Here is a 17,643-nt window from a genome sequence, read left to right on the forward strand (position 1 = left end):
AGAAGCTATCAAAATCAATTATTTACCGATTTCAGTCGATTTATTCTTTTTTTGATGTAAAATAAACTTCCGAATACAATTAAAAATATCAAAATAACAAACATACCGAATAATCTTTGATTATTTTCCAATTCCAAATCCCGAGATTCTATATTTTTATTTAACAGGTCCGAGAAAGATTTTTTTTCTATATCATCATTTTGAAGCAGATGATTTTCTAGTTTTTGGCTGTAATAGAAATATTTCTCTTTATCATTTTGCCCGAGATAATTTTGACTCAATGCATCGTAAACTTCTGTTAACATTCCTATGTTAGAAGTATTCCTTATTTGTTTTTCAGCTTCTAACAAAATTTTATTAGCTTTCTCAAATTGCTTTTTACTTTCGTAAACAGCGGCGAGACCAATCTTAGCATATGGATAAAGTTCTGAAATTTTGTGATATTCAGTTTCTTTAACTACTTCCAAATAAATACTTTCCGCCTCATCAGATCTTCCAATATCAATCAGAGAATAGCCTTTTTGCATTTTAGTAATATTGACATTCAGTAAAGTGCTTTTATCTTTGCTCTTCTTATATTCATTAATCGCTTTATCAAAATACCGAATTGCAAACTCTGAATCCAGATTATCTTTGTAAATCAATGCTTTAACAAAATAAATATTCGCTGTAACCTGTTGCAGAGAGTCATCATTGAGGTAATCAATAATCGTTTCCGCTTTGTTGAGGTAATTAATCGCTTTTTTGTTGAGCTTAAGGATATAATACTGATTTCCAATGAATCCCAATGCATTAATCATCATCAAAGAATCCTTTCCTTTTTGGGAATTATTGAGAGATTCGAAGCCAAATTTGAGCGCGTCAGAGGAAAGGTGTTTTACAGAATATGCACTTCCTTTTGCCAGCAAGAATTTACTTTTTAGTCTTCCACCATCTATTTTTGGCTCCAATTTTTTCAATGTAGTCAATGCAGAATCAGGATTTACAAAGGCCATTCTGTCTGCCGATGTTATTTTCTCTTCCAGCTTCACATTATCTTCCGATTGTCCAAAAACAACCTGAGAACTCATCAAAAAGAAAATAAATAATAACGTTTTCATAATTATTTATTTTTCAGCTGGTCGATAAACTGCGAAGGACTCGTTCCTGTCACATTTTTGAAAATCGTAGTAAAAGTAGTTCGGGATGCGAAACCAGCTTCTTCCGCCAAATAGCTTGTTTTATATTGCAGATATTCCGGATTATTTTCCAATTTATCCACTATATATCTAACTCTTAGTTCATTAAGATAATTACTAAAATTTTTCTGTTTATGTTTATTGATGATTTCCGAAAGATATTTTGAGTTCGTGTCCAAACGTTTTGCCAATACTGCCAAAGACAAATGTGGATTGGTCACTTCCTTTGATTTTTCGAAAACATCCAATTTGGAAAGAATTAGGTTTTCTGTTTTTTCCGGAATTACGAATACGTTACTTGCCTGAAAATCTTTCAGTTGATCACTCAACTTCTGTTCATATTCATCAGAAATATTTCGTTTTTCTATTTCAGAATTGACCATTTTAATTCTATTTTTTAACACTAAAAAGTAAATTAAATAGCCTATAACAGATAAAAATCCGATGACAAATAAGGCAAATAGAATTTTGTTTTGGAAATCTTTTTCCGAGAGATTAATTTGTTTTTCCTTTTGGTCGATGAGGTTGATGATGTTGACGCGCGCATTCTGCAAATCTGAAATCGAAAGCTTCAACAGCCTGATATATTCTTTTCTTACACGAAAGCAGTCTTCTGCATTTCCTCCATTACAGACTTCCTGAGACCAATATTTGTACAAATCTCTGTAGAAAACATCACCATATTGGGGATTTTGTTTTTTGAGCACCAGCAAATCAGATTCCTGAAAATCTTTAGTTTTAATTTTTGATTTCAGAAGATTAATATTAGATAAAAACTTGAAATAAGAATTATCTTTAAAATCAATTTTGCTAGGCTGATTTTCTATTTCTGACTGAATCTGATTAAGTTGCATCGCAAAAGTAGGATACAAATCAGATTGTAAATTTTGATTTTTCTGAATCAAAGCCAGTGCTTCTTTATATTTTTTCTCTGCAACCAGAGTCCGAATCTCCAACTCAGCTTTCCAAAGTTCCACTACTTTTTTCTCTTCATCTTTCAAAGATTTTGACAAATCATCAAGCTCTAAAATAGAATGAGAAACAGATTTCTGAAACCCTATTATCTGATAAATTTTGGCAATAAGATATTCGTTTTTAGCTTTGAAAAAATCGCTGTTGACATTGAGAGAAAGCCTGTCGGCAGAAATCAATTTTACGATAGCATCATTATATTTTTCAAGATTAATGTAAATCTCTGCTTGTAAAAGACAAGCATTATAAACATCATCTACGCTTCCAAAACTTTGATTGGCAACAATATATTGTGCCGTTTTCAAAGCTTTTTCCGGATCAGAATACATTAATGCTTCTACATCTTTGGTCAAGTTCTGCGCATCAGTAATTTGCGAGTTAGCACTGACTGCCAACATCAAAAAAACCAACAAAGAAAAGACCTTTTTCCACATATTCTGCTTAATCCCAAAACCAAACAATAAAGATAAAAAAATCTAAGCTCAAATCAATTTTAAATTTAAAATAAGATACAAATCAGACTAATTCTCTAATACTTTTCCGATAATCTTTTTACGATGCTCAATTCCCCATTCCGCAAGATTCTCAATGATTTTTTTCAACGTTCTTCCATAGTCTGTCAATGCGTATTCTACACTTATCGGTTGCGTATTGAGGACTGTTCTCGTGACCAGCTGATTGATTTCTAAATCCTTCAGTTCACTGCTCAACATTTTTGCAGAAACACCTACAATCTCTTTTTGCAAATCCGAGAAGCGCATTTTATCATAACAAAGCGCCGCAATGATTTGGACTTTCCATCTTCCTTTCAAAATATCCATCGTATCCTGAACGGCGAGAAGATTGGTTTTACAACATTTTATTTTCATATTAATCTTTTATTTTCAAAATCATAATATTAATTTATCATTAATATTATTTCGTAACTATTTAATTATCAAATAAGTTACTTTTTAGTAACAGTAACTTTTTGTAACTTAATTACAAAAATAAACTTTTCTTATTTAACTTTGAACCTTCAAATTAAAAAAATCATCTAAAAATGAGTTTATTAGAAGACTTAAATTGGCGTTACGCAACCAAAAAAATGAACGGACAAGCCGTTCCTCAAGATAAAGTAGATTACATTGTAGAATCTGCAAGATTAGCACCTTCTTCATCTGGTTTACAACCTTACAGATTATTTGTCATCTCGAACAAAGAATTATTAGAAAAAATACAACCGATTGCTTTTGACCAGGCTCAGATTACGGACGGTTCTCATCTTTTGGTTTGGGCTGCTTGGGACGGCTATTCTCACAACAGCATCTCCGAAGTTTTCGAAAAAACAACATCTGAAAGAGGAATTCCAAAAGAGGCGATGGACGATTACAAAACCAGACTTTGGGGAATGTACGAACCTCTTGGGAACGAATGGCACGCAACACACGCTGCGAAACAAGCTTACATCTCTTTCGGATTGGCAATCGCTGCAGCTGCTGAACAAAAAGTGGATGCAACGCCGATGGAAGGATTTAACAATCAAGCTCTGGATGAATTATTAGGATTCGCTGAGAAAGGATTGAAAAGTGTTGTGATTCTGCCTTTAGGTTACAGAGATACAAGCGGAGATTGGCTGGTAAATCTTAAAAAATACAGAACACCAAAAGACGAATTCATCACTGAGATCAAATAAAATTATTTTTTTCGCTGATTAGACAGATTACGCTGATTGTAAAAAATAGGCTTATTTCATAAAATCTGGGAGAAAAAATTAAATAAAAAAGCGGAAATTAATTTTCCGCTTTTTTTGTCTATTATCTTTTATCTAAAAGTCTAATGTCTGAATTTAATATCCTAAAAGTTTCAAGACATCTTCTGGCCTTTGCTCTTCCCGGAACAATTCGTAAGTGATATTTCCGTCTTCATCTTTATCAATCAAAATATGTTTTGGCTGAGGCATCAGACAGTGATGGACACCACCGTAACCGCCAATAGTCTCCTGATAGGCGCCTGTATGGAAAAAACCAATGTACAAAGGTTTCGTTTCATTGAAAACAGGAAGATAAATAGCATTGGTATGCTGTTCAGAGTTATAGTAATCATCCGAATCACAAGTCAATCCACCAAGAAAAACTCTCTCATAAGAATCATCCCAACGGTTCAATGGCAACATAATGAAGTGACGGGAAATAGCCCAAGTATCTGGCAAAGTGGTCATAAAAGACGAGTCAATCATATTCCATTTTTCTCTGTCGTTCTGACGTTTCTGAGAAATAATTTTATAAAGATGACCTCCACTTTCTCCAACTGTGAAACTTCCGAATTCTGTATAGATATTTGGTTCTTCAACACCTTCTTCCTCACAGAATTTCTTGATTTGCATCACGATTTCGTTAACCATATATTCGTAATCATAATCGAAGTTCAAGGATGTTTTGATTGGGAAACCACCACCGATATTCAACGAATCAACTTCTGGTGCAATTTTCTTCAACCTTGCATAGACGCGAAGACATTTGTACAATTCGTTCCAATAATAAGCCGTGTCTTTGATTCCGGTATTGATGAAAAAGTGAAGCATTTTCAGCCTAGCATTCGGATGTTCCGCAATTTTTTGACTGTAATAAGGAATGATATCCTTGTATCCGATTCCTAATCTTGAGGTATAAAATTCGAACTTCGGCTCTTCCTCAGAAGCAATTCTGATTCCGATGTCAAAAGTTCTGTCGATGCTTTCCGTTAGCTTATCCAACTCTCTGTAGTTATCAAGAATCGGTGTGATATTTTCGAAACCATTATTAATCAGCTCCGAAATTTTTGCCAAATAATCATCAGTTTTGAAACCATTGCAAATAACTTCGATATCTTTAGCCACTTTTCCTTTGTCGTAAAGCGATTTTACGATATCCATATCATAAGCAGAAGACGTCTCCAGACTGATATCATTTTTCAACGCTTCTTCCACAACAAACGCAAAATGACTGGACTTTGTGCAGTAGCAATATCTGTAATTTTTCTGATAATCGTTTTTTTCAAAAGCTTCTTTGAACCAGAATTTTGCCCTTTCTATATTCTGAGATATTTTTGGTAAATAATTGAACTTCAAAGGAGTTCCGAATTTCTCCACAACTTCCATCAGATTGATGTCGTGGAACTTCAGATTATTTTCTTCTACACTGAATTCCTCAGTTGGAAAATAAAGCGTTTGGTCAATTAGTTCAGAATATTTTATTTTCATTTCTGGCTAAAAAAATTTAATTGTTTTACGATGCAAAATTGCATAAAAATAATGGATTCTGAAAGCTGAATTACTGCCAATACACAATATTAATTTTGTGTTTTTCATAAGTTAAAGAACAAGAATCTTTTGTTCTGTAAGCTATCAGATTTCCAGTAGAATCAAATTGCAAATCCGAGAATTCAATTTCACAATTTTCCACAGTTTTTGCATTCGGATAAGATTTTGAAGATAAAATTTTCTTCACAACCGACTCTTGCCGAACGACTTTCAAATGTTCTTGTTTAGACAATTTTGAGTCTGTATAAGTTTCAATTGTAGCTTCTTGTATTTCAGATTTTGTATCAAGGACAAATTTCTGCTTGGTTGTATTTTTAAATATATCAAAACTCGTTATCTGATACGAATTATCATTCCAACTAATTTCTCCTTTCTGTAAAAAATTGCCGTTCCAAAGATTCTGTACAAAAGCCTTGATTTTTCCGTTATCAAATTCTAGTATAAATGGACAATCTCCAACATTCTGAATTTCCAAAATAGCTTCCAAATGTCCTTCTTTATCAAAACTATACTGATATTCTTTTACAATTTCCCCGTCATAAGGCTCAGCAAAATCACTTTTTCCGGCATCAAAATAAATGATGTAATGTGCACTTTTTACTTTTCCTTTGAATTGAGGATTCAGATAATCAATGACTTGAGAACTACTCAGCAAGGTCATTAAAAGAAGTAAAAAACACAAAAATTTACTCATACTATTTCTGGATAAAAATCAGCAAATCACCTTCTTTATATTGGATTGAAACTTCTTGACTATCTGCAACATTTCTCGTGCCGATTCTTTCTCCGAGTATTAAATCTTCCTGATACAAAGGCCATTTCAAACCAACTGTTTCGATGCTTTTTGCAATAGGGAAAGGCATTAACGAAATCATTTTATCCTTCACACCAGAAATTGAAAAATCTTTAGGAATAAAATAATAGGACGAATATTCATCAAAAAACCTAAGGTTCAACTTATCTTTAAAAGCAAAAGCAACACTCAGATTCCCCAGAAAGTGGTCTTGTTCTCCTCCACTACCGCCATAAACATCAATATTTTCAAAACCTTTTTCTATAATGATTTCCAAAGCTTTATGAAAATCCGTTTTGTTCTGGTCAGGCGTTTCTATAATTTCAAACTGATGATTCTCAGACTGTTTAATAATATCTTCTTCAATTGTATGAGAATCGAAATCACCGGAAATAAAGCTAAGTTTGTCTAAAGGAAACTTCAATTGTTTCAAATAATGAAATGCACCATCTGTACAAGCAATCAAATCATAATCTGACAAATTGGGAATGGATTTTGGAGAATCTCCGTTGATGAAAAGAAGGGCTTTATTTCTCATTATCTTTTTTATGTTTCCATTTCAAGAAAAAGCCTTTTCCAGTTTCATCTGTAGGTTTTGCAACTGTACAAGAGGATAAAAAAACTGCACCAATTAAGATTATACTTAATTTTCTCATCATCTTAACTTCTATCATTAGGATTCCAATATTCCTCCGATTCATTATTTAACTTCGAAACATATCTTGCCAAAACAAAAAGATAATCTGACAAACGGTTCAGATATTTGATTAATTCCGCACGCACTTCTTCGGATTGATTAAGGAAAACCAAACTTCTTTCCGTACGTCTGCAAACCGTTCTCGCCACGTGAAGAAAAGTCGCCGCTTTTCCGCCTCCAGGTAAAATGAAATATTGCAAAGGTTCTAATTTTGTTTCCATTTCGTCCATCCAAATTTCCAATTCTTCAATTTCTTTGTCAGAAATCACCAATGGCAACCTTGCTTTTCCATTAGCCAAAAACAATTTATCAATCGGTGTCGAAGCTTCGGAACCAACTGTAAACAAATCAAATTGGATTTTTTTGAGTTGATTAATGACACCTTTATCGTCGATATGAGATTTTGCAACGCCAATGTTGGCATTCAGTTCATCAATATTTCCATAAGATTCTACTCTTGCACTGGCTTTGGAGATCCTGCTTCCGCCGTAAAGTCCGGTTTCACCTTTATCGCCGGTTTTTGTATATATTTTCATTGTTTCTTTTTACGAAAGTTTAAAATTAACTTTTTTTATTTGAATACGGAGGTCAAACACAATGGCACAAATAATTATTTTAAAGTATTCGAATATTTATCTCCGATTTAATTTTTGTCTTAAAACGCATCAACGACAATAAAGAACTTTGTGCCTTTGTGTTAAACTCTAATAATTCTTAACTTGCTATTATGAAAAAACCTTTTCAGAAAACAACCAATCTTATTCATATTTTCAATCAGTTAAAAAGCTTCATAAAGCCTTACAAATGGATGGTTTTCGGAACTTTAGCTTTGACTTTTATTGGTGCATTATTTGCCCAAGTCAACCCGATTGTTTTGAAATATACGGTGGATGAAGTGACGAAACTAACGCAGCTTCCTCATCCGATGTCGGAAGGCATACACATTTTGATTCTGATTTCCATTATACTTTTAGGAAAAGAACTAGCCAATATTTTCATTCAGTTTGGACAGAAATTTTATGGCGAAAAAATTAGAATTAATGTCAGCTCAGAATTGGCACAAGCGGCGATTGACAAAATCCTGACCTACAGAATTGCTTATTATAATGATGACCGACACGAATCTGGAAAACTCCAAATCCGTATCGACAGAGGAATTGAAAGCTTAACAAAACTCGTTCAGAATTTCTTCATTGATATTTTGCCATTATTTTCAACTGCCATTATTGCTTTGATTGTTATGTATATGCAGAATCTCTACGTTGGTTTGGTTTCGACTTTTGTGATTCCTATCTATTTTTATGTGACTTCCAGACAAGCTAAAAAACTTGGAAACGTCAGGCGAACTTTGAGAAATCAACGCGAGCAAAAAACGTCGGGACTTTTGAATTTGATTAATTCCATAATGGTCATCAAGAGTTTTGTTCGTGAAAAATTTGAAGGGAGAAAACAGTACAATCTTCAGATGCATTTGATGGAAAGTCAGTTGTACACACGCCGAACGAGTTTTATTTTCGATGGTTTGAAGACGTTTATCGAGCAATTTGGTGTTGTTTTGATTATCCTTTTGACGGTTTATTTGGTTCTCGACCAGCAAATGACGATTGGTGCGATTATGCTTCACATTATGTTGTTCAACAACGTTTCTGCGCCTATTCGTCAGCTTCACAGGATTTATGATGATATGAATGATGCGTTCATCTATGCCGAAGGTTATTTCGAAATTCTAAATGACGACGACGAAACGGAACCAAACGGAACTATCAACAACATCCCAATCCAAGGTAATTTTGAAATCAAAAATGTCGATTTCACTTATCCGAACGGGATGAAAGCTTTGAAAAATGTTTCTCTCAAAATCGAAAATGGAAAAACCACAGCTTTGGTTGGATTGAGTGGCGCAGGAAAATCCACGATTATCAATTTGCTTTGTAAATTTTATGAACCTGATTCGGGGGAAATTCTTTTGGATGGCAACAATCTGAATGATTTTGATAATGATTATCTGCGTGATGACCTCGGTTTGGTGCTTCAGAAAAATCACATTTTCAAAGGAAGTATTGAGGATAATATTCGTTACGGAAATCTTCACGCCACTTTAGAAGAAATCAAAGAAGCGGCAACAAAAGCTTATCTTCACGAGCAGATTTTGGATTTACCGGATGGTTACAATCACGACGCCACACAACTTTCTGGAGGTCAGCAACAGAGAATCGCCATCGCCAGATTATTCCTGAAAAATCCACCAATTATTTTTCTTGATGAACCAACGGCGAGTCTGGATGCGATTGCAACAGAACAAATCAAAAATTCTTTGGATGCAATTAAAAAAGATAGGACTGTGATTATTATTTCGCATTCGTTGTCACAAATTTTGGATTCTGATATGATTTATGTGATGAAGAAAGGCGAAGTGGTGGAAAACGGAACGCACGAAGAATTGTACGAAAAAGAAGGAACTTATCGAGAAATTTTTGATGCTTCCGCCAGAAGTTTGAATCTTGACAGATTGGTAAAAACTTATAAAGATGAATAATTAAAGTCTCTCTGATTTAGCAAATTGAGCAGATTTTATTTTGTTAAATCTGCAAAATCCAATTAATCTGCGAGAAAATTAACTTCAAAAAATTTTCTAAAATCAGTTTCTATTAATGAGTCATTGAAAACCAAAAAGAATGAACGAAGACCATTACATAAAAAAAATAGATCGAGTTACTTCGATTCTGACGCAACTTCAAACTAAATCCATTGTCCGTGCACAGGATTTGGCGGATAAATTTGATGTGAGTATTAGGACGATTTACAGAGATATCAAGACATTGGAAAATGCAGGAATTCCGGTTTTTGGAGAAGCTGGTTCGGGTTATTCTTTGGTGGATGGCTACAAACTTCCACCCGTGATGTTTACGAAAGAAGAAGTTTTGAGCTTCATCACAGCAGAAAAACTGATGCAGAAATTTTCTCACGAAAGTCTCGATTCTCATTACAATTCTGCGATGGAAAAAGTGAAAGCAGTCATTCGAAACTCGGAGAAAAATATGGTTCAGAATATTGAAAATCAAATCGATATTTATACGCATCGACCAGAAAAACCAGATGCTATCAAGAATATTATTCCTACGATTTTGGAAAGCATCGCCGAAAAAAATCAGTTAAAAATCCACTATCAAAACGTCAAAGATGAAGCCAGCGAAAGAATCATAGAAGCGGTTGGAATTTTCTATGAAGTGAATTATTGGTATATGATGGCTTTTTGTACGATGCGAAAAGATTTCCGACAATTTCGGATTGACAGGATTTTGAAAATCGAGAAAACGAAGAATCAATTTTTGCAGAATTATGGGAATATCGCAGATTACAGGAAAAAATCTGACGAGAAAAAAGTACAGATCAAACTTTTGGTTGAAAAGAAAATAATGCCTCATATCGTGAATTCCAAAATATATTATGGCTTGACTGCCGAAGAAGAAACCGAAAACGGAATGCTGATGACTTTCGAAACAGAATGGATTGATGAAGGTTTTCCACGTTGGCTGATCACATTTCTAGACTTTGCAGAGATCCTTGAACCCAAATACCTCAAAGACACAATGAATGGTTTGATGAACAAAATTTCTAATAATTTGAATAAAAAATAAAGCCTGCTCAAAAGCAGACTTTAAAATCAAATCAAGCGTATAAAATTATCGTTGTCTTTCCCAGAAAAACGGAGGTTCAATTCCCAGGGCTCTCAGATAAACATAACCTTGACCTCTGTGATGAATCTCATTATCAACAAAATATAGAATATTCTGATAAATTGGAAATTCATATTGTCCAAAAAGATTGAACATCTCCTGAAAACGTTCTTCTGAAATTTGAGAAAAATACTCGTTGATGGTTTCTGTTTCTTCGTCCCATTTAGCAAGGATTTCAGCTTTAGTAGTTGGATTGAAAGATTCATCAAATTCATTAATTGTTCCTTCAACAATTGATTTCAAAGCAGGTCCGCCAATTGCCAATAATTCTAAAGCCAATTTTGCGAAAGGTCTCATTCCGCCAATTGAAAACTCAAATAAATCTTTTTCAGGAAAAGCTTCAATCACTCTTCTGGTAAGATTTCTGTGTCCTTGCCAATGGATTAAAAGTTGTTGTGAGTCCAGGACTTTTACGTCTGCGTTCATAATAGTTTGTTTTATTTGATACAAATTTATGAGGCTATTGTGACAATAGTTTGTCAGTAGGATTTTGAATAATTTATTTTTTTCGCAAAGGCGCGGAGGTATTCGATTTGAGCAATAAAAAAGTCGCAAAGTTTTCCTTTGCGACTTTTTTATATTTGTAATAAATTAAAAACTTTCTGCCTTTGCGATAAAATTTAAAACTTCTCAAACCTAAAATTCTCCCCAAGATAAGCCTTCCTAACATCGGGATCATTTGCCAAATCCTCTGGCAAACCTTCTTTCAGGATTTTCCCTTCGAACATAATATACGTTTTATTAGTAATCGCCAAAGTCTGCTGAACGTTGTGATCGGTAATCAAAATCCCAATATTTTTCTCTACAAGAGACCTTACGATTTTTTGGATATCTTCCACCGCAATTGGGTCAACTCCTGCAAAAGGCTCATCCAAAAGAATAAAATTCGGGCTTGTCGCCAGACAACGTGCAATTTCGGTTCTACGTCTTTCACCTCCGGAAAGCAAATCCCCACGGTTTTTACGAACGTGTTCCAAATGGAACTCTTCAATCAGCGCATCACATTTCATTTGCTGTTCTTTTTTGGAAAGTTTTGTCAATTGCAAAACACCCAAAATATTATCCTCAACAGACAACTTTCTGAAAACCGAAGCTTCCTGCGCCAGATAACCAATACCATTCTGCGCCCGTTTGTACATTGCATCTTTAGTGATATTTTGTTTATCCAAAAACACATTACCAAAAGTCGGTTTCACCAATCCAACAATCATATAAAAAGAAGTCGTTTTTCCAGCTCCGTTTGGTCCCAAAAGTCCAACGATTTCGCCCTGCTGAACCTCCAATGAAACGCCTTTCACCACCTTTTTCGGTCCGTATTCTTTGATTAAATTTTCTCCTCGTAAAATCATAAAACAAAGATATACAAATTTTCATCTTCTCATTACATCTAATTTGGGCGTTCCCCTCGTCAACGCTAAATCCAGTACCCGGGTCGGGCTATCCACTACAATCTTTTATGTTTTTTGCTAAAAACATAAAAGAATTTCCGCTGCTATCCCTCACGCGCTTCGCCTCGAATGAACATTCAACTTTTTACATTGTACATTTTACATTGTACATTATACATTGTACATTTGCAAAAATTCTCAAAATGCTTATAGAAAGCCTTCAAAACGAAAAAATAAAAAAACTAACCCGACTTTTGACCAAAAATCAGGACAGAAGAAAAGCAGGCGTTTTCATCGTAGAAGGTCAGCAGGAAAACGAAAGGGCAATGCATTTTGGCAATCAACCGGAAGAATTTTTCATCTGCGAATCTATTTTCAAAGGAAAATTACCAGATTCCAAAATCCATTATGTTTCAGAAAAGCTTTATGAAAAAATCGCTTATCGCGGGACAACCGAAGGAATCATTGGGATTTACAAATTGGAAGAACGAACATTAGAAGATTTCAGTCCAAAAAAAGATTCAGCGATTATCATTTTGGAAAGTGTAGAAAAGCCTGGAAATCTTGGTGCAATCCTGAGAAGTTGCGAAGCTTTCGGCATCAATGCTTTGATTGTGACAGACCCAAGAACAGATTTTTACAATCCAAATGTCATTCGTTCCAGTGTGGGTTGCCTTTTTGGAATGAATATCTTCCAAGCTTCGAACGAAGAAACTTTAGAATTTCTGAAAACTTACGAATACACAATCTTCACAACCTTTATGAGTGAAGACGCTAAAAATATTCAAACAAAAAATTTAAAAGAGAAATCTGCAATTTTATTCGGAACAGAACATTCCGGCTTAAGTGGCTTCTGGAAAGATAAAGGAGAAAATGTTTTGATTCCAATGTCCGGAAGTATAGATTCTTTAAACTTAAGTAATGCAGCCGCAATTACTTGTTACGAAATCCTAAGACAGAAATTAGAGAAATAAAAAAACCGCTTCTCGAAAGAAACGGTTTCAAATTCTTAACTTGGTTAAGATTATTTTTTAGCAGCAGCAGAATCAACTTTAGCAGCAGCTCCTTCTACTTTAGCAGCAGCAGAATCAACTTTTACAGCAGCAGAATCAACTTTAGCAGCAGCAGAATCAAGAGTTGCAGCAGAAGAATCAACTACAGCAGAATCAGCAGCAGCAGTATCAACAGTTTCAGTTTTTTTACAAGCTACAAGAGCTACAGCAGCGATAGCAGCTACGAAGAATGACTTTTTCATAATAATTTAATTAAATTGTTAGTTAATAGATTGTTCATTATTTGAACAGGGCAAAATTATATCGATAAAATATTTTTGTTTTGAAAATTAATTGTAATATATTTGTAAAACACGATTTACAAATAACAATCACTGTAAATCAACAATTTAAGAATAAATAGAATTTTGAGCGATACCGAATTTTTACATTTTCAATCCTTAAAAAAGGCTGTTCAGGGCAAATATCTTGAGACGCATTCCCCAGCATATGATGACATTTCCAAATGGAAAGGAATAGATATTATTTATTTCCAAGAAGATTTGAGACAAAAAGCCAAAGGGAATATCAGCGAGAAAACTTTTTACACTTACTTCAAGAATAATTCTCAGGAAAAAATTCCTAGAATTGATATGCTGAATATTTTATCAGTTTATTCCGGTTTCAATTCTTGGTCTGAGTTTAAAAAGAAAAACCCGATTGCTATTTCTGCAGAGGAAACGATTGCCACTGTAGTTTCAGAAACGCAGATTGAAGAACCTATAGAAGTAGTTACAGTAGAACAAAATCAAACTTCAGTTACTGAAAAGCCACCAGTTTCGATAGACAATCAGGCTTTTGACGAGATTAATCAAAATATTAATTTCAAGAGTGAAAAACAAAATTTCTTTAAAAGATATCTGTGGTTGGGAATTTCCGCTTTCTTGTTTGCAACAGTCTTGATATTAGTATTTTATGATAATTTGTTTTATAAAAAATACACTTATGCTTTTACAGATGCGGACAGAAACTCCTCAATCAAAGGCGAACTCGACGTTAAAATTATCAGAGAAAACGAATCCCCTATTCTTTTTAAAGTGAAACCGAATTCAAAGTTTGTTTATGAAACTAAAAGTAAAAGCTTGAAAATGGAAATTTCATCTCCATTTTATAAACCAGAAACGATTGTAAGAGACTTAACAAATGCACCAGCTGACAGAGAGGAGAATATTGAATTGAAGCCCAATGAATATGCTGTTCAGTTATATTATTATTCAAAATCGATAAAAGATTTCAAGAAAAAGACCCAACAACTGAATAGATTAATTAGTGATAATGCGCTGATCTATCAGGTAGTTGATAGTGATATTTATGGGATAGAAACTATGGACAAGCAGAAATACATCTCGTTGGTTACGCTTCCTACTACGACTTTGGAAAATCTGGAAGTGATAGATTCTCAAATGAAAAATGGAAAAATTGTAATGATTAAATTCAAAATCACTGACGATGAAAAAACAAAATAAAATATATTATTGGATATTAGGTATAACTATAGTAACTGTGACAGTAGTATCCTGCAATAAAAAATATGAAGGCGACGAAAATTCTATAGAAGTCATTAGAAATGCCAATAACAACGGAACTTATTCTAAGACAAAACTGGATAGCTTACAGGCAATCAACCTGATTACGACTCAAAAAGTTCAGGATTTGTTAGACTTATCCGCCCTTTATACTTCCGGAAACAAGGATACAGAAATAGATTCTGTGATTTACACACAAATGCAAGCTCACTTTTTATTAAAAGATTCCAGCAATCTGACACCTTTATTAAAAGAAATGGACAGTTTGAAAGTGAAATTCGCTAAAGTCAGCAAACTCACGACGTCTAAAACTGTAAAAGAAAATGACACTTTGGATTTTGCTAATTTTGATGTAGAATATTATGACAACAAAAGAACTTACATCACAACAGTCAACAGAAAAGCACAATATACACTGAAGGCATCACCAGTCAAATTCCAGAAAGAGTTTAAGTTTTACTTTACCAATTTCTACAAAAAGGATTCTGATACTATAAAAACAACAAAACCCGCTAATTAGCGGGTTTTGTTTTAAATTAGATTTGGAATCTAATTATTTTTTGATTTCTTCTTTAGCAGCTTTCTCGTCAGCTTTTACTTCAGCTTTAGCAGAGTCAGCAGTAGCTTTAACTGAATCAACAGTTGCAGTTTTTGTAGAATCGATTGCAGCGATTGCAGAATCAGCAGTAGCGTCTACTGAATCAACAGCAGCAGTTTCAACTTTATCAGCTTTGTTACAAGCAACTAGAGAGATTGCAGCGATAGCAGCTACGAATAATGACTTTTTCATGTTCTAAAATTTTAATTAATTATTATTATTGATTTGTTGTTCCTAATTATTGTGTCATAATTACATTACAAATGTAGGACGGTCTGACAAAAATCATTAATAAATAACTTGTAATATCATTGTAAAGTGATTTACAAATAAATACACTTGATTACCAATCATTTAATATTAAAATTCACAAATTCTGAAGGTGTAATCAACCCATCCAGGGCAACATCTTTTCCGAAAACATCTGTAATAGCTTCATTCGGGGAAAAGAAATTTAGACCAATTTTATTATGAATCTTCAAATCACTCATAAAGAAAGAATCATAAAACCCTTTTCCATAACCAACCCTATTTCCATATCTGTCACAATATAATAATGGTGCTAAAACATAGTCCAATTCATCATTAGCGTCAAGATTAGAAATCGGTTCTTTGATTCCCCAATCGTTAATTTCAAATTCTGAATCTGGAAAAATTTCAACAGAAATCATTTTTTCGCTTTGAATTTTAGGCACAAAAACACGAACTTTTTTATCAAAAAAATAATCGATAAAAAATTGAGTATTTATCTCATTAAATTTTTTAATCGGTAAAAAAATATTAACTCTTTGATTTTCAATGATATTAAATTGTAAAACAAATTGTTCAAAGATTTTTTTAGACAAAAAATTGACCTCATCTTGTGATAAGGCCATTCTTTTTTCTTTATAAATGGTTCTAAGTTCCTTTTTTGTGAGACTAAAATTCATCGTAAAAATGATTTAATCTTCCAAAATTTTATACAATTTATCCGACAATCTAACTCTGAATGGAATCTCAAAAGTAATTTGGTCTCCAACTTTAGCACTTTCAGAAGAAATGCCATTTGCGAAAATTTCTTTTATGGTAAACTCTTGTTCTCCAGTTGTTGGTCCGGAAATCAAAACTTTATCCCCAACAGAAAGTTCTTTGTTTTCAATTAAAAACTGCCCGATTTTAGATTTGGAATAATAATGTTCTCCTTTTCCAATGAGGACTTTTTTAACTTTTATCTTTTGACGAATATCTTTGGTTTCAGGTTTTGCTTTTGCCAAAGTCTGAGTTGACAAATCTCCCGAATTCTTAAACTTCAAAGCTTCAGACTTGCCTTTTCGGAACACTTTATTTCCAACCTGTAGTCCTTTTCTTCTTGCAACTTGCTCTTCCTGAGGCAGATGAATTATTTCATGACATTCTGTTGAACAAGTATTTTCCATAATTGCTTTACATTCATCGCATTGGATAAATAACAGATGACAAGCATCATTCGCACAATTCGTATGATTATCACAAGGTTTTCCGCATTGGTGACATTGCGCAATGATGTCATCTGTAATTCTTTCGCCTAAACGGTGGTCGAACACAAAGTTCTTCCCAACAAACTTACTTTCAACACCTTCTTCCTTTACCTGACGCGCATATTCAATAATTCCGCCTTCCAATTGGTACACATTTTTGAAACCCTGATGTTTAAAATACGCACTTGCCTTCTCACAACGGATTCCGCCAGTACAATACATCAAAAGGTTTTTATCTTCCTTAAAATCCTGTAATTGCTCATTGATAATCGGCAAACTTTCACGGAAATTCTCAACGTCCGGCGTAATCGCGCCTTCAAAATGCCCCACTTCACTCTCATAATGATTCCTGAAATCCACCACAATCGTATCCGGATTCGCCAACAAATCATTGAATTCCTGAGCTTTTAAATGGATTCCTTTATTAGTGACATCAAAAGTTTCATCATTCAAACCATCTGCAACAATCTTGTTCCGAACCTTGATTGTCAACTTCAAAAACGAGTGATTATCCTGCTCCACAGCAACATTCAGACGAATGCCTTTCATAAAATCGTAAGCTTCCAAAGTTTCTTTAAAAACCTCAAAATTTTCTGCAGGAACACTCATCTGAGCGTTGATTCCTTCGTGCGCCACATAGATTCGGCCAAGCGCATCCAGGGCATTCCAGGCTATAAATAATTCGTCGCGAAATTTCTTTGGGTTTTCAATTTTGGCATACGCATAGAAAGACAATGTAAGGCGTTCCTTACCAGCTTCATCAATAAGTCTGGCTCTTTCTTCTGCGCTTAAGGTGTTGTACAGTTGCATGCTATAAACGTTTTAAGTGAGAAAAATAATGGCGCAAAGATAAGAAATTTGGTTGAAGATTTTGGTTGACAGTTATCATCATTGGGCATGCCCCTCGCCAACACCAATGGCCACCG

Annotated in this window: 20 protein-coding genes; 6 read left to right on the plus strand and 14 right to left on the minus strand. The window is 34.0% G+C overall.

All coding sequences use genetic code 11. The features are described 5' to 3' along the window. Positions 1–14: 14 nt before the first annotated feature. From BUR19_RS17975 to BUR19_RS17985, 3 genes are all read right to left on the minus strand, one after another. Positions 15–1,100 (minus strand): tetratricopeptide repeat protein, encoded by a 1,086-nt coding sequence (locus BUR19_RS17975; protein WP_074236895.1) that lies wholly within the window; start codon positions 1,098–1,100, stop codon positions 15–17. Positions 1,101–1,102: 2 nt separating this feature from the next. Further along, positions 1,103–2,584 (minus strand): helix-turn-helix domain-containing protein, encoded by a 1,482-nt coding sequence (locus BUR19_RS17980; RefSeq protein WP_074236896.1) that lies wholly within the window; start codon positions 2,582–2,584, stop codon positions 1,103–1,105. Between the two features lie 87 nt (positions 2,585–2,671). Then, a complete protein-coding gene (locus BUR19_RS17985) occupies positions 2,672–3,019 on the minus strand; it encodes a winged helix-turn-helix transcriptional regulator (RefSeq protein ID WP_074236897.1) in 348 nt (115 codons plus the stop codon). A gap of 173 nt (positions 3,020–3,192) precedes the next feature. Between BUR19_RS17985 and BUR19_RS17990 the strand changes: the two genes are divergently transcribed. Further along, positions 3,193–3,825, plus strand: a complete 633-nt coding sequence (locus tag BUR19_RS17990) for a nitroreductase family protein (protein WP_074236898.1) — start codon at positions 3,193–3,195, stop codon at positions 3,823–3,825. A gap of 153 nt (positions 3,826–3,978) precedes the next feature. Here the strand turns inward: BUR19_RS17990 and BUR19_RS17995 are convergent, their stop codons facing one another. From BUR19_RS17995 to BUR19_RS18010, 5 genes are all read right to left on the minus strand, one after another. After that, positions 3,979–5,370, minus strand: coding sequence for a type III PLP-dependent enzyme domain-containing protein (locus BUR19_RS17995; protein WP_074236899.1), 1,392 nt, complete (start codon positions 5,368–5,370; stop codon positions 3,979–3,981). 70 nt (positions 5,371–5,440) lie between these two features. Beyond that, complete coding sequence (locus tag BUR19_RS18000) at positions 5,441–6,124, minus strand: hypothetical protein (protein ID WP_074236900.1); 684 nt, start codon at positions 6,122–6,124, stop codon at positions 5,441–5,443. Between the two features lies 1 nt (position 6,125). Beyond that, complete coding sequence (locus BUR19_RS18005) at positions 6,126–6,761, minus strand: thiamine diphosphokinase (protein WP_074236901.1); 636 nt, start codon at positions 6,759–6,761, stop codon at positions 6,126–6,128. Beyond that, positions 6,751–6,879: a hypothetical protein gene (locus BUR19_RS19220; RefSeq protein ID WP_262494443.1), complete on the minus strand. Its 129-nt coding sequence runs from the start codon at positions 6,877–6,879 to the stop codon at positions 6,751–6,753. Before BUR19_RS19220 ends, BUR19_RS18005 begins: the two co-directional genes overlap by 11 nt. 4 nt (positions 6,880–6,883) lie before the next feature. After that, entirely contained in the window at positions 6,884–7,456 is a 573-nt protein-coding gene (locus BUR19_RS18010) for a cob(I)yrinic acid a,c-diamide adenosyltransferase (RefSeq protein ID WP_074236902.1), read from the minus strand. Between the two features lie 272 nt (positions 7,457–7,728). On the opposite strand from BUR19_RS18010, the gene BUR19_RS18015 reads away from it, so the two are divergent. Continuing rightward, positions 7,729–9,456 (plus strand): ABC transporter ATP-binding protein, encoded by a 1,728-nt coding sequence (locus BUR19_RS18015; RefSeq protein ID WP_074237044.1) that lies wholly within the window; start codon positions 7,729–7,731, stop codon positions 9,454–9,456. A gap of 139 nt (positions 9,457–9,595) precedes the next feature. Beyond that, positions 9,596–10,558, plus strand: a complete 963-nt coding sequence (locus BUR19_RS18020; RefSeq protein ID WP_074236903.1) for a helix-turn-helix transcriptional regulator — start codon at positions 9,596–9,598, stop codon at positions 10,556–10,558. 45 nt (positions 10,559–10,603) lie between these two features. Here the strand turns inward: BUR19_RS18020 and BUR19_RS18025 are convergent, their stop codons facing one another. After that, entirely contained in the window at positions 10,604–11,083 is a 480-nt protein-coding gene (locus BUR19_RS18025; protein WP_074236904.1) for a DinB family protein, read from the minus strand. A 194-nt stretch (positions 11,084–11,277) separates the two neighbouring features. Next, positions 11,278–12,006 carry an LPS export ABC transporter ATP-binding protein gene (lptB, locus tag BUR19_RS18030; RefSeq protein ID WP_074236905.1) on the minus strand — a complete coding sequence of 243 codons (729 nt, stop codon included), beginning with the start codon at positions 12,004–12,006 and terminating at the stop codon, positions 11,278–11,280. 242 nt (positions 12,007–12,248) lie between these two features. On the opposite strand from lptB, the gene BUR19_RS18035 reads away from it, so the two are divergent. Next, the gene (locus BUR19_RS18035; RefSeq protein WP_074236906.1) at positions 12,249–13,019 is read left to right on the plus strand and encodes a TrmH family RNA methyltransferase; all 771 of its coding nucleotides are present in this window, start codon (positions 12,249–12,251) and stop codon (positions 13,017–13,019) included. A gap of 50 nt (positions 13,020–13,069) precedes the next feature. Here BUR19_RS18035 and BUR19_RS18040 read toward each other — a convergent pair whose 3' ends face one another. Continuing rightward, entirely contained in the window at positions 13,070–13,300 is a 231-nt protein-coding gene (locus BUR19_RS18040; protein ID WP_074236907.1) for a PG1828 family lipoprotein, read from the minus strand. A gap of 165 nt (positions 13,301–13,465) precedes the next feature. On the opposite strand from BUR19_RS18040, the gene BUR19_RS18045 reads away from it, so the two are divergent. Continuing rightward, the gene (locus tag BUR19_RS18045) at positions 13,466–14,563 is read left to right on the plus strand and encodes a hypothetical protein (RefSeq protein ID WP_074236908.1); all 1,098 of its coding nucleotides are present in this window, start codon (positions 13,466–13,468) and stop codon (positions 14,561–14,563) included. Continuing rightward, positions 14,547–15,143, plus strand: a complete 597-nt coding sequence (locus BUR19_RS18050) for a hypothetical protein (RefSeq protein WP_074236909.1) — start codon at positions 14,547–14,549, stop codon at positions 15,141–15,143. The genes BUR19_RS18045 and BUR19_RS18050 overlap by 17 nt, the downstream gene beginning before the upstream one ends. A gap of 33 nt (positions 15,144–15,176) precedes the next feature. On the opposite strand, the gene BUR19_RS18055 is transcribed toward BUR19_RS18050, so the two are convergent. The 3 genes from BUR19_RS18055 to trhO form a co-directional block, all read right to left on the minus strand. Continuing rightward, on the minus strand, positions 15,177–15,413 hold the full coding sequence (locus BUR19_RS18055; protein WP_074236910.1) for a hypothetical protein: 237 nt from the start codon (positions 15,411–15,413) through the stop codon (positions 15,177–15,179). Positions 15,414–15,571: 158 nt separating this feature from the next. After that, on the minus strand, positions 15,572–16,150 hold the full coding sequence (locus tag BUR19_RS18060) for a 5-formyltetrahydrofolate cyclo-ligase (protein WP_074236911.1): 579 nt from the start codon (positions 16,148–16,150) through the stop codon (positions 15,572–15,574). A 12-nt stretch (positions 16,151–16,162) separates the two neighbouring features. Then, entirely contained in the window at positions 16,163–17,527 is a 1,365-nt protein-coding gene (gene trhO / locus BUR19_RS18065) for an oxygen-dependent tRNA uridine(34) hydroxylase TrhO (RefSeq protein ID WP_074236912.1), read from the minus strand. Positions 17,528–17,643 lie beyond the last annotated feature (116 nt).

Source organism: Epilithonimonas zeae, from assembly GCF_900141765.1.
Lineage (GTDB): Bacteria > Bacteroidota > Bacteroidia > Flavobacteriales > Weeksellaceae > Epilithonimonas > Epilithonimonas zeae.

Excerpts from the sequence above, each read along its gene's own strand:
- BUR19_RS17975 (WP_074236895.1), bottom strand. The coding sequence starts at position 1,100 with ATGAAAACGTTATTATTTATTTTCTTTTTGATGAGTTCTCAGGTTGTT.
- BUR19_RS17980 (WP_074236896.1), bottom strand. The coding sequence starts at position 2,584 with ATGTGGAAAAAGGTCTTTTCTTTGTTGGTTTTTTTGATGTTGGCAGTC.
- BUR19_RS18055 (WP_074236910.1), bottom strand. The coding sequence starts at position 15,413 with ATGAAAAAGTCATTATTCGTAGCTGCTATCGCTGCAATCTCTCTAGTT.
- BUR19_RS18010 (WP_074236902.1), bottom strand. The coding sequence starts at position 7,456 with ATGAAAATATATACAAAAACCGGCGATAAAGGTGAAACCGGACTTTAC.
- BUR19_RS19220 (WP_262494443.1), bottom strand. The coding sequence starts at position 6,879 with ATGAGAAAATTAAGTATAATCTTAATTGGTGCAGTTTTTTTATCCTCT.
- BUR19_RS17985 (WP_074236897.1), bottom strand. The coding sequence starts at position 3,019 with ATGAAAATAAAATGTTGTAAAACCAATCTTCTCGCCGTTCAGGATACG.
- BUR19_RS18020 (WP_074236903.1), top strand. The coding sequence starts at position 9,596 with ATGAACGAAGACCATTACATAAAAAAAATAGATCGAGTTACTTCGATT.
- BUR19_RS18035 (WP_074236906.1), top strand. The coding sequence starts at position 12,249 with ATGCTTATAGAAAGCCTTCAAAACGAAAAAATAAAAAAACTAACCCGA.
- BUR19_RS17995 (WP_074236899.1), bottom strand. The coding sequence starts at position 5,370 with ATGAAAATAAAATATTCTGAACTAATTGACCAAACGCTTTATTTTCCA.
- BUR19_RS17990 (WP_074236898.1), top strand. The coding sequence starts at position 3,193 with ATGAGTTTATTAGAAGACTTAAATTGGCGTTACGCAACCAAAAAAATG.
- BUR19_RS18040 (WP_074236907.1), bottom strand. The coding sequence starts at position 13,300 with ATGAAAAAGTCATTCTTCGTAGCTGCTATCGCTGCTGTAGCTCTTGTA.
- BUR19_RS18015 (WP_074237044.1), top strand. The coding sequence starts at position 7,729 with ATGGTTTTCGGAACTTTAGCTTTGACTTTTATTGGTGCATTATTTGCC.
- lptB (WP_074236905.1), bottom strand. The coding sequence starts at position 12,006 with ATGATTTTACGAGGAGAAAATTTAATCAAAGAATACGGACCGAAAAAG.
- BUR19_RS18050 (WP_074236909.1), top strand. The coding sequence starts at position 14,547 with ATGAAAAAACAAAATAAAATATATTATTGGATATTAGGTATAACTATA.
- BUR19_RS18025 (WP_074236904.1), bottom strand. The coding sequence starts at position 11,083 with ATGAACGCAGACGTAAAAGTCCTGGACTCACAACAACTTTTAATCCAT.
- BUR19_RS18000 (WP_074236900.1), bottom strand. The coding sequence starts at position 6,124 with ATGAGTAAATTTTTGTGTTTTTTACTTCTTTTAATGACCTTGCTGAGT.
- BUR19_RS18060 (WP_074236911.1), bottom strand. The coding sequence starts at position 16,150 with ATGAATTTTAGTCTCACAAAAAAGGAACTTAGAACCATTTATAAAGAA.
- BUR19_RS18005 (WP_074236901.1), bottom strand. The coding sequence starts at position 6,761 with ATGAGAAATAAAGCCCTTCTTTTCATCAACGGAGATTCTCCAAAATCC.
- trhO (WP_074236912.1), bottom strand. The coding sequence starts at position 17,527 with ATGCAACTGTACAACACCTTAAGCGCAGAAGAAAGAGCCAGACTTATT.